At 62.2% G+C, this 13,163-nt stretch carries 13 protein-coding genes and 1 pseudogene; 10 read left to right on the top strand and 4 right to left on the bottom strand.

Annotated features, from left to right (window positions below):
- Positions 1-36 precede the first annotated feature (36 nt).
- The 8 genes from cckA to AC1Q6J_RS06765 all read left to right on the top strand — a co-directional run bounded on the left by cckA (position 37) and on the right by AC1Q6J_RS06765 (position 7,403).
- On the top strand, positions 37-2,598 hold the full coding sequence (cckA, locus tag AC1Q6J_RS06800) for a cell cycle histidine kinase CckA (RefSeq protein ID WP_492278551.1): 2,562 nt from the start codon (positions 37-39) through the stop codon (positions 2,596-2,598).
- A gap of 323 nt (positions 2,599-2,921) precedes the next feature.
- Entirely contained in the window at positions 2,922-3,890 is a 969-nt protein-coding gene (locus AC1Q6J_RS06795; RefSeq protein WP_492278550.1) for a Tim44 domain-containing protein, read from the top strand.
- Positions 3,891-4,053: 163 nt separating this feature from the next.
- Positions 4,054-4,710: a lectin gene (locus AC1Q6J_RS06790; RefSeq protein WP_492278549.1), complete on the top strand. Its 657-nt coding sequence runs from the start codon at positions 4,054-4,056 to the stop codon at positions 4,708-4,710.
- 66 nt (positions 4,711-4,776) lie between these two features.
- Complete coding sequence (locus AC1Q6J_RS06785; RefSeq protein WP_492278548.1) at positions 4,777-5,481, top strand: glutathione S-transferase; 705 nt, start codon at positions 4,777-4,779, stop codon at positions 5,479-5,481.
- 125 nt (positions 5,482-5,606) lie between these two features.
- Complete coding sequence (locus AC1Q6J_RS06780; RefSeq protein ID WP_492278547.1) at positions 5,607-5,897, top strand: hypothetical protein; 291 nt, start codon at positions 5,607-5,609, stop codon at positions 5,895-5,897.
- Positions 5,898-5,987: 90 nt separating this feature from the next.
- The gene (locus AC1Q6J_RS06775) at positions 5,988-6,395 is read left to right on the top strand and encodes a (R)-mandelonitrile lyase (RefSeq protein WP_492278546.1); all 408 of its coding nucleotides are present in this window, start codon (positions 5,988-5,990) and stop codon (positions 6,393-6,395) included.
- A gap of 165 nt (positions 6,396-6,560) precedes the next feature.
- Positions 6,561-6,806 carry a hypothetical protein gene (locus AC1Q6J_RS06770; RefSeq protein WP_492278545.1) on the top strand — a complete coding sequence of 82 codons (246 nt, stop codon included), beginning with the start codon at positions 6,561-6,563 and terminating at the stop codon, positions 6,804-6,806.
- A gap of 249 nt (positions 6,807-7,055) precedes the next feature.
- Entirely contained in the window at positions 7,056-7,403 is a 348-nt protein-coding gene (locus AC1Q6J_RS06765) for a hypothetical protein (protein WP_492278544.1), read from the top strand.
- 7 nt (positions 7,404-7,410) lie between these two features.
- Here AC1Q6J_RS06765 and AC1Q6J_RS06760 read toward each other — a convergent pair whose 3' ends face one another.
- Both AC1Q6J_RS06760 and AC1Q6J_RS06755 read right to left on the bottom strand, forming a co-directional pair.
- On the bottom strand, positions 7,411-7,833 hold the full coding sequence (locus AC1Q6J_RS06760) for a hypothetical protein (RefSeq protein ID WP_492278543.1): 423 nt from the start codon (positions 7,831-7,833) through the stop codon (positions 7,411-7,413).
- A gap of 215 nt (positions 7,834-8,048) precedes the next feature.
- Positions 8,049-8,225 carry a hypothetical protein gene (locus tag AC1Q6J_RS06755; protein WP_492278542.1) on the bottom strand — a complete coding sequence of 59 codons (177 nt, stop codon included), beginning with the start codon at positions 8,223-8,225 and terminating at the stop codon, positions 8,049-8,051.
- Positions 8,226-9,395: 1,170 nt separating this feature from the next.
- On the opposite strand from AC1Q6J_RS06755, the pseudogene AC1Q6J_RS06750 reads away from it, so the two are divergent.
- Positions 9,396-9,679, top strand: a pseudogene (locus tag AC1Q6J_RS06750) (GIY-YIG nuclease family protein).
- Between the two features lie 246 nt (positions 9,680-9,925).
- Here the strand turns inward: AC1Q6J_RS06750 and AC1Q6J_RS06745 are convergent.
- Positions 9,926-10,408, bottom strand: coding sequence for a hypothetical protein (locus AC1Q6J_RS06745; RefSeq protein ID WP_492278541.1), 483 nt, complete (start codon positions 10,406-10,408; stop codon positions 9,926-9,928).
- Between the two features lie 236 nt (positions 10,409-10,644).
- Complete coding sequence (locus tag AC1Q6J_RS06740; protein ID WP_492278540.1) at positions 10,645-11,187, bottom strand: hypothetical protein; 543 nt, start codon at positions 11,185-11,187, stop codon at positions 10,645-10,647.
- A gap of 199 nt (positions 11,188-11,386) precedes the next feature.
- On the opposite strand from AC1Q6J_RS06740, the gene AC1Q6J_RS06735 reads away from it, so the two are divergent.
- Complete coding sequence (locus AC1Q6J_RS06735; protein WP_492278539.1) at positions 11,387-13,039, top strand: fumarate hydratase; 1,653 nt, start codon at positions 11,387-11,389, stop codon at positions 13,037-13,039.
- The last annotated feature ends 124 nt before the right edge of the window (positions 13,040-13,163 follow it).

The raw sequence follows: 13,163 nt of genomic DNA, 5'->3' as shown, positions 1-13,163 counted from the left end.
TTGCGCGTCTTCTGCGGAACGCGCGAACAGGCTGAGATGACAACCGATACGGGCAACGACCTTGGTCCCTCTTTCGCCGCCGTGCATGAGCCGGCCCGGCGGAGCGGCAGCATCTTTCTCGTGCTGCTGGTGGCCGGCGCGATCATCGCAGCGGCAGTGGCCTTCATGACTTTGGGCCGCACGCAAGCCCAGCCTTATATCCTGGTGCTGCTGGCTTTGCTGGCGATGGTCGGACTGTTCACGCTGTTCGCCTTCGCCGCCGGGATTGTGCGGTTCGCCGATCGTCTGGCGGAAGACCCGATCACGCGGCCGATCGCCGATCATGCGTTCGACGGGCTGGCGGTGACCGATCCGCGCGGCCATGTCGTCTACGCCAACACGGCTTATCTGGCGCTGACCGGCGCATCCGGCCCCAACGATGTACGTCCGGTCGAGCGGGTCTTTATCGGCAATCCCGATGTCTCTGAAGCCGTGTTCCGCCTGCTCAAGGCCGCGCGCGAGGGCAAGCGCCAGCAGGAGGAAGTCCGAGTCGCGGGCGCCGGCAACTCTCATGGCCGGTGGCTGCGGATGCGCGTCCGTCCGCTGGGCACCGACAAGCGGCAGTCGAAATTCGCGGTGTGGTCGGTGGCCGACATCACCCGCGACCGCGAGCGGCAGGAAGACGTCTTTCAGGAATTGCAGCATGCCATCGAATATCTCGATCATGCGCCCTGCGGCTTCTTCTCGGTCAACGCAGCAGGTGAACTGGTTTACGTCAACGCGACGCTAGCCAACTGGCTGGACTACGACCTCGCGGAGATCGGTTCCGGCGGCCTGAAGGTTGCCGACATTATGTCCGGCGACGGAGCGTCGCTCTTGACCTTGATCGTCCCGGAGCCGGGCGAAGTGAAGACCGAGGTGTTCGACCTCGATCTGAGGATGCGCAACGGCAAGACCATGCCGGCGCGGCTCTATCACAAGCTCGCGTTCGGCGCCGACGGCACGCCCGGGGCGTCCCGCACGCTGGTCATCAACCGCGCGCGCGACGATCATTCCGATCCCCAGCGCGCGGCGGAAGTGCGCTTCATGCGTTTCTTCGATCACACACCGATGGCGATCGCGACCGTCGACAAGGCGGGCAACATCGTGCGCGCCAATGCGCGGTTCGCGAAACTCACCCAGAGCCTGTCACCGGCCGGGACAGGCAGCAAATCTATCTTCGCGGTGGTGCATGAGCGCGAGCGCGGCGAACTGGTCGCTGCGATCAACAAGGCCGCCGACGGGCAGGGTGACATCCCCCCCGTCGAGGCGATGCTGGACAGCACCAAGGAGCGCTGGGGCCAGTTCTTCGTCACATCCGTCGAACACGACGCGCGCGATGCGGAAGCCGCGATCGTCTACCTGCTCGACACCACCGAGAAGCGCACGCTTGAGAACAGCTTCGCGCAGTCGCAGAAGATGCAGGCGGTGGGCCAGCTCGCCGGCGGTATCGCCCACGACTTCAACAACGTGCTCTCCGCCATCATGATGGCGAACGACTTCCTGCTGAACGCGCACAAGCCCACCGATCCGTCGTTCCAGGACATCATGCAGATCAAGCAGAACGCCAACCGCGCCGCGGCGCTGGTGCGGCAACTGCTGGCGTTCTCGCGCAAGCAGACATTGCGTCCGCAGGTGCTCGACATCGGCGATGTGCTGTCCGACATCAATGTGCTGCTGAAGCGCCTCTTGGGCGAGAAGGTGAAGCCCGAATTCGTCTATGGCCGCGACCTGTGGCCGGTGAAGGCCGACCTGTCCCAGTTCGAACAGGTTATCGTCAATCTTGCAGTGAACGCACGCGACGCGATGCCCGAAGGCGGCAAGCTGACGATTCGCACCGCCAACGTGCCCGCGAAGGACGCCGAGCGCGGCGAGTACAAGGGCATGCCGGCGGCGGACTATGTTCTGGTCGAAGTCACCGATACCGGCAGCGGCATTCCGGCGGATATCGTCGACAAGATCTTCGAGCCGTTCTTTTCGACCAAAGAAGTCGGCAAGGGGACCGGGCTCGGTCTCTCCACGGTCTACGGCATCGTCAAGCAGACCGGCGGCTTTATCTATGTCGACTCGGCCGAGGGACGCGGCACTGTGTTCCGGATTTTCCTGCCGCGGCATTTCCCGGCAGTGGAAGCCGTTCAGGAAGCCCCGGCTGCCAGCAGCGCAGTGGCTCAGGCACCGGCTCCAGCCCGCGCGCCGGATTTGACCGGGCACGGAACCATCCTGCTGGTCGAGGACGAGGACGGTTTGCGCTCGCTCAATGCACGCGGTCTTCGTTCGCGCGGTTACACGGTCATCGAGGCGGAGAACGGTCTGGATGCACTGGAGGCGCTGGAGCGCGAGGAAGGCGCGGTCGATCTCGTGGTGTCCGACGTGGTGATGCCGGAAATGGACGGTCCAACCATGCTGACCGAGATGCGAAAGCGGAATCCGGATCTACGGATCATCTTCGTGTCGGGTTATGCCGAAGATGCGTTCGAGAAGAGCCTGCCGGAAGGCCAGCAGTTCAACTTCCTGCCAAAACCCTTCACGCTGAGCCAGCTTGTGGCTTCGGTGAAGGAAACTATGACAGCTCCGTCATAAACACCTCCAAAGACAGGCGAATCACCGCCCAACACCCGTCCGCGACCGAGCGCCGCAGCCTCTGCGGCATCTACGCGCTTCCCTTTCAGCCGCCGGTGCCCATGTATGGGCCTGTCCACTAGTGTGGTGGTTCGCAAGTCCGCAACATGTTTGCAGCACGGTCATTTGCGGACTTGCGAACCAAAACCACACTAGAACTTTAAGGTTCTAGTGCCCCTTTGAATCCGAAGTTCGCTACGGAGCGTGCTGCAAAATAAGGCGAACTTCGGATTCAGGGCACTAGCCGGGGATCAATGCCCCTTGAGGGCCGAGAGGGAACAGACATGATTTCGTCGCAGCGCTTGCGCTCAGTCATCAAAACACTTGCTGTGGTCATGGCCGTCGCCATGCCGCTGGCAGTTACTATTTCATCTTCCGTGGATGCCCGCCCGAGTAGCGGCGGCAGCCGCGGTACGCGCACATTTTCCGCGCCGCCATCCACCCCGACGGCGCCCAATGCCGCGCAGCCCCTGAACCGCACCATCACTCAGCCCGGCGCGAAGGTACCGGCAGCGGCGCCCGCAGGCGGTGGCTTCTTCAATCGTCCCGGCATGGGCATGCTCGGCGGTCTCGCCGCGGGCTTCCTCGGCGCCGGTCTGCTCGGCATGCTGTTCGGCGGCGGCCTCTTCAGCGGTCTCGGCGGCCTGTCGTCGATCATCGGTCTGATGCTTCAGATCGGCCTGATCTACCTCGTGGTACGTCTCGCCATGTCGTGGTGGAAGCGCCGCAACGCGCCGGCCTATGCCAGTGCTTCGGCCGCTCCGGGCCCTGCACCGATGCAGGATCAAGGACCGATGGCTAATGCGCGGTCGGGCTTCGGCTTCGGTCTGGGCGGCGGATCCAACGACGCGCCGCTTGAGATCAAGCCGGACGACTACGACGCGTTCGAGCGGCTGCTCGGCGAAGTCCAGACCGCGTGGTCGAACGAGGACATCGGCAAGCTGCACACCCTGGCGACGCCGGAAATGGTCTCGTACTTCACCGAAGATCTCACCGCGAACAAGAATCGCGGCGTGATCAACAAGGTCTCCGACGTCAAGCTGTTGCAGGGCGATCTTGCGGAAGCCTGGCGTGAGGGTACGACCGATTACGCGACCGTCGCGCTGCGTTACGGTTTGATCGACAAGACCATCGAGCGGGCCAGCGGCAAGATCGTCGAAGGCAGCGATGCGCCGCAGGAGGTCACCGACGTCTGGACGTTCGTGCGTCGTCCTGGCAGCAATTGGGAACTGTCGGCTATTCAGATGACCTGATCTGTTTGCTGGATCAAATATCGAGAAGGCGTCGCGCATGCGCGGCGCCTTTTTCGTTTGCGCAGCGCTGTCCTGGAATAACTCGCGGCCTTGTGTGTTGATCTTGCGTGCCTGTCAGCGCATCACCGCCGGATAGTTCAAAAAAGACTTCAGGGAGAGATGAATGCTCAAGTTTTATATGATTGCAGCGCCGCTTTTGCTCCTCGCCGCGCCGGCTCAGGCGCAGCAGGCGAACATGACCTTCTTCATCACCAGCACGCCGATCGGGAATGGCGGGAACCTTGGCGGTCTCGCCGGCGCCGACAACCAGTGCCAGACGCTGGCGCAGGCCGCGGGGGCGGGCGCAAAAACCTGGCGCGCTTATCTTTCAACGCAGCCGGCCGACGGCAAACCCGCAATCAATGCGCGTGATCGCATCGGCAAGGGCCCGTGGACGAATGCCAAGGGTGTGGTGGTCGCCAAGGACGTAGCCGATCTTCACGGCCCCAACGCGCTGACCAAGCAGTCCGCCCTGAGCGAGAAGGGCGAAGTCATCAATGGCAGCGGCGATACACCGAACCGCCACGATGTTCTCACCGGCTCGCAACCCGACGGAACGGCTTTCACGGCAACCGACGACAAGACCTGCAAGAACTGGACGAGCAGCATGCAGGGCTCTGCAGTCGTCGGTCACTCCGACCGGATCGGATTGCGTGACGACGAACCCTCGAAGTCCTGGAATTCGTCGCACCCGTCGCGCGGGCCGGACGGTGGATGCTCGCAGAACGATCTGAAGAGCACAGGCGGTGACGGGCTGCTGTACTGCTTTGCCTCGAACTGATCGCAGTCACGGACGTTGACCATTCGGCGCGGACGCTCTCCGCGTCGAATCTTTTGTGAGGCCTCCATGCGATATGAGCTCTATTACTGGCCGACCATTCAGGGACGCGGCGAATATGTCCGGCTCGCGCTGGAAGACGCGGGCGCCGACTACATCGACGTCGCACGGGGCAGAGGCGGCGAAAGCAAGATGATGGCCATGATGAAGTGCGGGGCGATGCCGCCATTCGCGCCGCCGTTTCTGAAAGCCGGAAAGCTGGTGATTGGGCAGACTGCGAATATCCTGCTCTATCTCGGCGTGCGTCACGGGCTTGCGCCGAAAGCCGAGGCGCAGCGGCTTTGGGTGCATCAGCTTCAACTGACCATCGCGGACTTCGTGGTTGAAGTTCACGACACGCATCATCCGCTCGGGCCGACGCTTTATTACGAAGACCAGCGCCCCGCCGCGAAGAGGCGCACATCTGAGTTCTGGAGCGAGCGGGTGCCGAAATTTCTCGGCTATTTCGAGCATCTGATCGGCGGTAGCGGCGGGCCGTATCTCAACGGCCGGCGGCTCTGCTACACCGACCTGTCGCTGTTCCAGATCGCCGAGGGTCTGCGCTACGCGTTTCCGAACAACATGAGGCGCTTCGAGCGCAAGGTGCCGCGCGTGATCGAATTGCATGACCGGGTCGCGGCGCGGCCAAATATCAAGGCCTATCTCGCCAGCGATCGGCGGATTCCGTTCAATGAGGATGGCATCTTCCGGCGCTACAAGGTGCTCGACGCGTAAGGCGTCGTCGTCCTTTATATCGCTCCTATATCGAAGGCGGCGCGGCCGTCTCGAATTCCTATGGGCGGCTGGTCATCTTCCGGCTGTCACGCCGCATCTGCGTGACAGCTTTTCGGGAGGTGGCCATGGCCGCTTTGTTTACAGGCGACGACAAACGCAACGTCCACGCCGAGGACGATTACCGCGCCTATCTGATCAGCCGGAATTCGCCGCCGATCGTTTACCACTCCGCCACGATCCACTGGAAGCGGCTGCGCGTCCATGCGCGGCGCGCGGTGAACCTCGTCGATTTCGTTCTGCATCGCATGGTCGAAGCACTGGCCAGATCAAAAACGCGCCGCATCCAGCGCGAGCTGCAACTGCGCGGTATACGCTATCCGCAAGAGACGCATGACGAGCCGTCATCGCAGCGCTGAAATAAGAACTCCCCGATTGCCGGATTGCCGCGTAGACTGAGCGTCTGTTTTGGCGCCGGTCCCGGCGATCCATCACTTCGGAGTTTTCCCATGAAGATCACGCCATCCGGCTCCGTGCCGACCAGGCGCGCGCCCGCGTCCTATTTCACCGGCACGGTGTGGCAGGACCCGGTGATCGAGACGCCCGCGCCAGGTCGTCTCAACGCGACGCGCGTGACCTTCGAGCCCGGCGCGCGCACGGCCTGGCACACGCATCCGGTGGGGCAGACGCTGTATGTGCTGACGGGCACCGGCCGCGTTCAGACGGAAGGGCAGCCAGTTCGCGAGATTAACCCCGGCGATGTGGTGTGGATTCCGCCGGGCGAAAAGCACTGGCACGGCGCCGCGCCGACAAGCCTGATGACTCACCTCGCGATGCAGGAATCCGAGAACGGCAGCTTCGCGACATGGCTCGAGCATGTGACCGACGCGCAATACGCGGTGGAGCCGTCAACGTAACTGGTTCATCGCGTTGTCGTGCATGTGTCGCAGCGACACGGCGTGAATAATTTCATCGCAAAACATGTCTGAAATACTGACGCATTGCGTTGCGCGACGCAGCGACGAATGCGCTTGACGAGTATGCATACGACTTTAGTTTGCGCGGACTGGGAGGTGCGTATCATGCCTTATAAGTCCGGGGTCCTCATCAACAAACATCCATGCGCTCAATGCGGCCAGCCGATCGCTTCGCCGCTTTGGACCGAGCAAGAGCGCAATCGCGTTTCGTTTCTGTGGTCGTGCAAGGCGTGTGACTATCAGTTTGTCACCGTCGCGATCCTCAAGTCCGAGATGAGGGACGACCCGGTTCCTCAGCAGCCGCCAGTGATTGAAGTCGTGGTCCACGACGAGCCGGCGATCGCAGCCTGACTTTCTTCACGCGCCAGTACCGATCAGCGCCAGACCCGATTCGGGATGGTGCTGCTTGCTCGGATGCGCCGGGTTTTCCGTGAGGATGACGTCGAGGGCGGGGCACATGCGCCTCGCCAAGGGTTCCATGTTGACTGGGTCGTCAACAATGCGCGCCGGGTGGGGTTCCCGAATCACCCGTATCGCCGCAATGCTGTCGCATTCACCCTGTCTGTTCCGGCTTCATTCACATCCGAAGCAGGAGGATCGATGCGCATCATTACCCCCGCCATCTATGCAGCCCTGCTTGGGGGCGCGATTTACATCGCCATCGCGCAGAATCCGCTGCCCAACGCGGTGGCGTCCGTGCAGCCCGAAGGCACCAGGATCACCTACGCAGTGCCGTCCGACGGCAAGCCGCAGCCGGTCTCCCGCATCGGCAAGCGCGAGACCTGCCGCCAGGTGGTGACGGCGAAACATCTCGGCCGGCATCAGGCGCGCGATCAGATGCAGCTTTGTGTGGCGCAGGCACGGGTGGAATGCCTGAAGCAGGCGATCGACCAGAAGCTCCGCGGCGCAGCCCGCCGTGTCTATGTGAAGAGCTGCGTCGCGGCGTAATCCGTCTCTAGCGGATCAGCAGATCCTCAACCCGCGAAACCGTGGGTTCCGCTGCCTCCGGCTGTGCTTCATGCAGAGGCACTGCGGGGAGTTGCAGAACCGTGGCGTACTGACCGGGATCGAGCTGGGTCAGCAGCACGAGCTGCCCGTCGGGGAATTCCAGCGCGTCATGGTGCCGGTTCGGGTTGTCGAGATCGACGGTCCGGAATCTCGCGACGGTATGACGAATCTTCTTTCTGAAGAACGCTCCGTCGTAGTCAACCTCGCGTTCGAACGCGAGTTCGGTGCCGGGGCGAACGCAGACCGCGACATTCGGCTCACCTTCGCCGGTAAAGCCGCGGGTCACGGTCATGGGAAATTTCGTCGACACCAGCTTTTCGCCAAGCCTGGCGGGGCGGCTTGCGACGGCGTGCAAACTATAGTCACACATTGCGGCCACTCCTGTTGTTGATCGATCAACCGGGTGATGCGCGGTGTTGAAGAGGTAATACTCTCGGGGCCGTGTTGTTATGTTGGCGCGCCGTCACCTTTTCGTGAAACGGCGAAGGCCTCGCGCCACCGATCACGGCCGCCGCGGCGCGGCACAACCTCAGATTTTGTTTTCAGATAGTGCGCTCGGCACTTCTTGCGGAATTCAGGCGCCGGTCAGCGCGACATATGCGCCGGCGTCCGCATGCTCATCCGCGATGCGCATTTCTCGCGCGCCATGCGCTCGGCCAGTTCGACGATCTTCAGACGGCCCTGCATGTTGGGAATGGCCCTGAACGCGGCGAGCAAGCGCTGCGCTTCCTCGTCCGATGTCACCAGAATATCCCTGAGCATTGTCCGTCCCTGCGGCTTTATCGTCTGTTAGGCGGCTTCTTAGTTGCGGGACGTTACCATCCGGTTCATGCGCGCATGTGATGGTTTTACCGGGGTTTTGGTGTGGTTAAGGGGGCGTAAGCGCGGGTGAGGGAACTTCAATGTCGTCATGGCCTCAAAGTTGTCATGGCGGGGCGGCGCACGCGCTCTCTCGTCGGTGCGTGCTCTCTCTCTACGTCGTCCCCGCCAACGGGTCCGGCTTCGCCGGCCCGATGACAGGCTCCGGCGGGGATCCATAACCACCGGATGTGGTGATGGCGAAGGAAAGAGTTGTCCCGCATTCCGACAATATCGATGGCCCAGGGAGTATGGGTCCCCGCCTGCGCGGGGACGACATCGGAGGTGTTGCGTGGATCACGCGTCCCTTCAATCCAGATTCAGTTTTCAAACAGCCGCGGCTTTATGTCTGCGCATGACCTGGTCCAAAAAACCGCTTCACACTTTTTGGGGTCATGCGCCATCGCCCCTGTTGTTGTGACGGCGCGGGGGCGCCCGGAGACTCAGTTCGCTTTGCCCTCGAAATGAGGGCGCGCGGAACGCCGGATGCGCGAGCGCATCCGCAGCCCCGTGTGCAAAAGGTAAAAAGCACACGAGCGTCGTCGCCACGGTTACGCCGGAATCATCCGGCGTTCCGCACGCGGTGGTGCTCCGGCTTGCTTCGTGCTCTCCCCGGTGAATGGCCGTAGCCCTGTCACCGTCGTCTCCGCTGAGGCCGACGCTCCCGGTTGGAAGCGAAGGGGCAGACCGGATTTCGCAGGACCACACGACTTGGGCCGGCGCGGAGTTACGCGTTCATGCCAAGCGTTGCCGCTCCGCAATCCTGCGCACAGCGTGGTCCGTCTTGCGTTTGCGAAGATGACTCACGCGCCCTCTGTACGAGGAACACGCCCTGCCACCATCGCTCGCGCCTGACGCTGCCGCGCCACCGCATCCCACCCCGCGTATCGTGACGATCGCGAAACGCCCCTCATGACGGGGACGGGATGAATAGGAATATAGTCTTTTCGTGGGAAATGTCAAGCGCGGCGCTGCGACATCTATCCGTTTATGAGAAGGTGGATGTAGTTAAAGATCGTCATTCCGGGGCGCGCGACTTCGCGCGAGCCCGGAATCCATAGCCATGCGGTTACGATGGCCTACTACGTCTACATGCTCGCGAGCAAAAAGAACGGCACGCTCTATCTCGGCGTGACGAACGACATCGTGCGGCGCGGATACGAACATCGAACCAAGGCCGTTGATGGTTTTACCACGCGATACGGAGTGGATAAACTGGTCTGGTTTGAAATCTATGATGAGGCGCTGATCGCGATCGCCCGCGAGAAGGAAATGAAGAAATGGCGGCGGGCCTGGAAGATTCGGCTGATTGAAACAATCGCGAGTGGGTGGATCTTTATCCCGGGATTGCAAGCTAATCTGGATTCCGGGTCTGCGCCAAAAAGCGCATCCCGGAATGACGAGCTGAGATATCCATGCGGGCAACAGCGCCAACATTGTGTGGCTGTCCCCGGATTGCGCTGCGCTCCATCCGGGCTACGCTGGCTCAAGCCGGGTAAGCTCATGGTCCAAGGAAAAAGAGTCGCCGTGGATGCAGCCCAGATTCAAACTCGCAGCCATGAGATAGAAGAACTCGCTAAGCGCATGCATTAGCGGCGCAGGAACTACACGCCCTTTTCGCGCGACATCGTGATGCGCACGCCGGTCTTGGCGACGGTGCAGTGGATGTCGAGCTTGCGGTAGCGTGAATCGATGTTGTAGCCGCGGATGATGTTGGTGCGGCTGACGCAGCGCTTTGCGCCCTTGACCGCATCCGGCTTCGGAATCGTGAACACCAGCGCCGCCGCCGTGCCGATGAAATCGTAGTAGGCTTCCGCCGGCTTCTTCTTGTCGGTGGAGGCGAACACGTCGTTGGTGCGGTTGCGGCTTGAACAGCCGAGCGACGCCTGCGTTACGGCAGGATGTTCGAGATAGATCACGCCCGCGACAGTCTTGCCGATCTTGAGGTCGGGGATTTGCCTCGTGAGATCCTTGGCGAGATCGTCGCAGCGGTCGGCGCGGGCAGGGGTGCTGCCGAGCGCCGCGATGGCCGCAACGAGTGCCGCCGCGAAAGCGGAATGTCTAAAGAACGAGGTGCATTTTGTCATGGTTTCCCCCGCGCCATTGAAGCGTGCGGCGCTGTTTTGTGCAAGGTCGGCGAGTGCAAGGGGCGCTAATCTCTCTACGGGTCGTCCCCGCGCAAGCGGGGACCCATACTCCCTGATCTCGCGTTTTAAGGGAGATGCTGGAGCGGTCTTTTGGTTATCAGCGCATGGTTCGGTGGTTATGGGTCCCCGCTTGCGCGGGGACGACATCGAAGATGATGCGCGTTCAGTGAACTGAGTCAAAACCCGTGGATCATCACGCTGATCGCAAACCCGACCAGAAGCACGACATTGAACAGCGTCGGGACGGCGACAAGGAACGTTGCGCGGCCCGGATGCTCGTTGTGGGCTGCGTAAGCAATGGCGCAGGCGGCGATCAGCGGGAAGGCGATGACCTTCGCGGTGGTTTCCACGGCGCTAAACGCGCTCCTGAACTCAAGCCCGTGCGCCACCACGGACGGCATGTCACTCAGCCACGCCATAATGATGATGGTGCCGAGCGCGACGATCGCGTGCCGCACGCGGCCGATGGCCGCGAACACGATGACCGCAATCGCCAGCACCGGATGCGCGGCGAGGTGGGCCTTGATGAGGCCGGCGCCGATGCCGGAGCCGATATGCGACATATCGCCAAACAGCGTCGGCACATCTGAAAGCCCGAACCAGGCTTCGATGACGGCGATAACGATGAGCGCAGTGCGCAGGCCGAGCTGGCGCGGGGCGGGCACGGATGTGGGCTCGGGCGCGGCGGAATCGGCAATCACCGGCGTGGCGGGGATCATGTCTGAAAGTCCTGATCGAAATCCACTCTGAAAGGCTGCACCGTAGCGTGTCCTCAGGCCGCGCACAGCCGCCCTGCAACGCTTTTGGCCATCTTCCCTTTGTCGGAAAAGCGATTAGAACGGTTCAAACCTAAGATGAGGCGCGAGCCGGGCCTTTGAAAGTCCTGCGCTTTTCGCCTTCCAACCCGCGAGATACCTGATGAACGCTCCGACCGCCATCCCGTCGCCCAAAGCCGTCCCGCCCTACAAGCACACCCCGCTGTTTCCGCTGGGTGCGGACAAGACGCCTTACCGGAAGATCACGACCGAGGGCGTCCGGGTCGAGACCGTGCTGGGCAAGGAGATGCTGGTGGTGTCGCGCGAGGCGCTGCGCGCGCTCTCCGAAGCAGCCTTCGGCGACATCAACCATTATCTGCGGCCGGGCCACCTGGCGCAGCTCCGCAAGATCCTCGACGACACCGAGGCCAGCGACAACGACAAGTTCGTTGCGTTCGATTTTCTCAAGAACGCCAACATCGCCGCTGGCGGCATCCTGCCGATGTGCCAGGACACCGGCACCGCGATCATCATGGGCAAGAAGGGCGCGCGGGTCATCACCGAGGGCGATGACGAAGCTGCGCTGAGCGAAGGCGCGCGCGACGCGTATCTGCGCCGCAACCTGCGCTATTCGCAGGTCGCGCCGCTCTCCATGTTTGAAGAGAAGAACACCGCCAACAACATGCCGGCGCAGACCGAGATCTACGCCGAGGGCGATGATGCCTACAAGTTCATGTTCATGGCGAAGGGCGGCGGTTCGGCCAACAAGAGCTTCCTGTTTCAGGGCACGCCGTCGCTTTTGACCAAGGATCGCCTGCATGCGTTCCTGAAGGAGAAGGTGCTGACGCTCGGCACCGCCGCGTGTCCGCCGTATCACCTCGCCATCGTCATCGGCGGCACCTCGGCTGAACTGTGCATGAAGACGGTGAAGCTTGCGTCGGCGCGTTATCTCGACGAGTTGCCGACGCAGGGCTCGCCGGACGGCAACGCCTTCCGCGACCTCGAGATGGAGCAGGAAATCCTGAAGATGACGCAGTCGCTCGGCGTCGGCGCGCAGTTCGGCGGCAAGTATTTCTGCCACGATGTGCGCGTCATCCGCTTGCCGCGTCACGGCGCGTCGCTTCCCATCGGTCTCGGCGTGTCGTGCTCGGCGGACCGTCAGGTGCTCGGCAAGATCACCAAGGACGGCGTGTATCTCGAAGAGCTGGAGCACAATCCGGCGAAGTATCTGCCCGAAGTCGAAGCCAGGCTCGGCGGCGAGGTGGTGCAGATCGACCTCAACAAGCCGATGAAGGATATTCTCGCCACCCTGACGCAGTATCCGACCAAGACGCGGCTGTCGCTCACCGGCACCATGATCGTGGCGCGCGACTCCGCGCATGCGAAGCTGCGCGAGCGGCTGGAGAAGGGCGAACCGCTGCCGGATTACTTCAAGAACCATCCGGTCTATTACGCGGGTCCGGCGAAGACGCCGGAAGGTTACGCGTCGGGTTCGTTCGGCCCGACCACGGCGGGGCGCATGGATTCGTTCGTCGATCAGTTCCAGGCCGCGGGCGGCTCGATGGTGATGCTGGCGAAGGGCAACCGCTCGGCGCAGGTGCGCGACGCCTGCAAGAAGTACGGCGGGTTCTATCTCGGTTCGATCGGCGGCTCGGCGGCGAACCTTGCCGAACACTGCATCAAAAAGGTCGAGGTGATCGAATATCCTGAGTTGGGCATGGAAGCGATCTGGCGCATCGAGGTCGAGAACTTCCCGGCCTTCATCATCATGGATGACAAGGGCAACGACTTCTTCAAGGAGTTGAATCTGGGGTGAGTTGTCGGCCGATCAGGTCGAGACGTATCAACACCCTCAATCGTCATGGCCGGGCTTGACCCGGCCATCCACCTTTCAGAAGTGATGGATACACGGGTCAAGCCCGCGTATGACGACTCAATGT

The sequence above is a fragment of the Afipia sp. MLSD5-FHT05B12 genome, assembly GCF_058793355.1.
The sequence above is the reverse complement of the archived record's forward strand: the minus strand, read 5'-3'. Positions and strand labels throughout refer to the sequence as shown.

What these genes read in the sequence shown, in the direction of transcription:
- AC1Q6J_RS06735 (WP_492278539.1), top strand. Translation starts at nt 11,387, where the DNA reads ATGAACGCTCCGACCGCCATCCCGTCGCCCAAAGCCGTCCCGCCCTAC.
- AC1Q6J_RS06755 (WP_492278542.1), bottom strand. Translation starts at nt 8,225, where the DNA reads ATGCTCAGGGATATTCTGGTGACATCGGACGAGGAAGCGCAGCGCTTG.
- AC1Q6J_RS06785 (WP_492278548.1), top strand. Translation starts at nt 4,777, where the DNA reads ATGCGATATGAGCTCTATTACTGGCCGACCATTCAGGGACGCGGCGAA.
- AC1Q6J_RS06790 (WP_492278549.1), top strand. Translation starts at nt 4,054, where the DNA reads ATGCTCAAGTTTTATATGATTGCAGCGCCGCTTTTGCTCCTCGCCGCG.
- AC1Q6J_RS06780 (WP_492278547.1), top strand. Translation starts at nt 5,607, where the DNA reads ATGGCCGCTTTGTTTACAGGCGACGACAAACGCAACGTCCACGCCGAG.
- AC1Q6J_RS06765 (WP_492278544.1), top strand. Translation starts at nt 7,056, where the DNA reads ATGCGCATCATTACCCCCGCCATCTATGCAGCCCTGCTTGGGGGCGCG.
- AC1Q6J_RS06740 (WP_492278540.1), bottom strand. Translation starts at nt 11,187, where the DNA reads ATGATCCCCGCCACGCCGGTGATTGCCGATTCCGCCGCGCCCGAGCCC.
- AC1Q6J_RS06775 (WP_492278546.1), top strand. Translation starts at nt 5,988, where the DNA reads ATGAAGATCACGCCATCCGGCTCCGTGCCGACCAGGCGCGCGCCCGCG.
- AC1Q6J_RS06745 (WP_492278541.1), bottom strand. Translation starts at nt 10,408, where the DNA reads ATGACAAAATGCACCTCGTTCTTTAGACATTCCGCTTTCGCGGCGGCA.
- AC1Q6J_RS06795 (WP_492278550.1), top strand. Translation starts at nt 2,922, where the DNA reads ATGATTTCGTCGCAGCGCTTGCGCTCAGTCATCAAAACACTTGCTGTG.
- AC1Q6J_RS06760 (WP_492278543.1), bottom strand. Translation starts at nt 7,833, where the DNA reads ATGTGTGACTATAGTTTGCACGCCGTCGCAAGCCGCCCCGCCAGGCTT.
- cckA (WP_492278551.1), top strand. Translation starts at nt 37, where the DNA reads ATGACAACCGATACGGGCAACGACCTTGGTCCCTCTTTCGCCGCCGTG.
- AC1Q6J_RS06770 (WP_492278545.1), top strand. Translation starts at nt 6,561, where the DNA reads ATGCCTTATAAGTCCGGGGTCCTCATCAACAAACATCCATGCGCTCAA.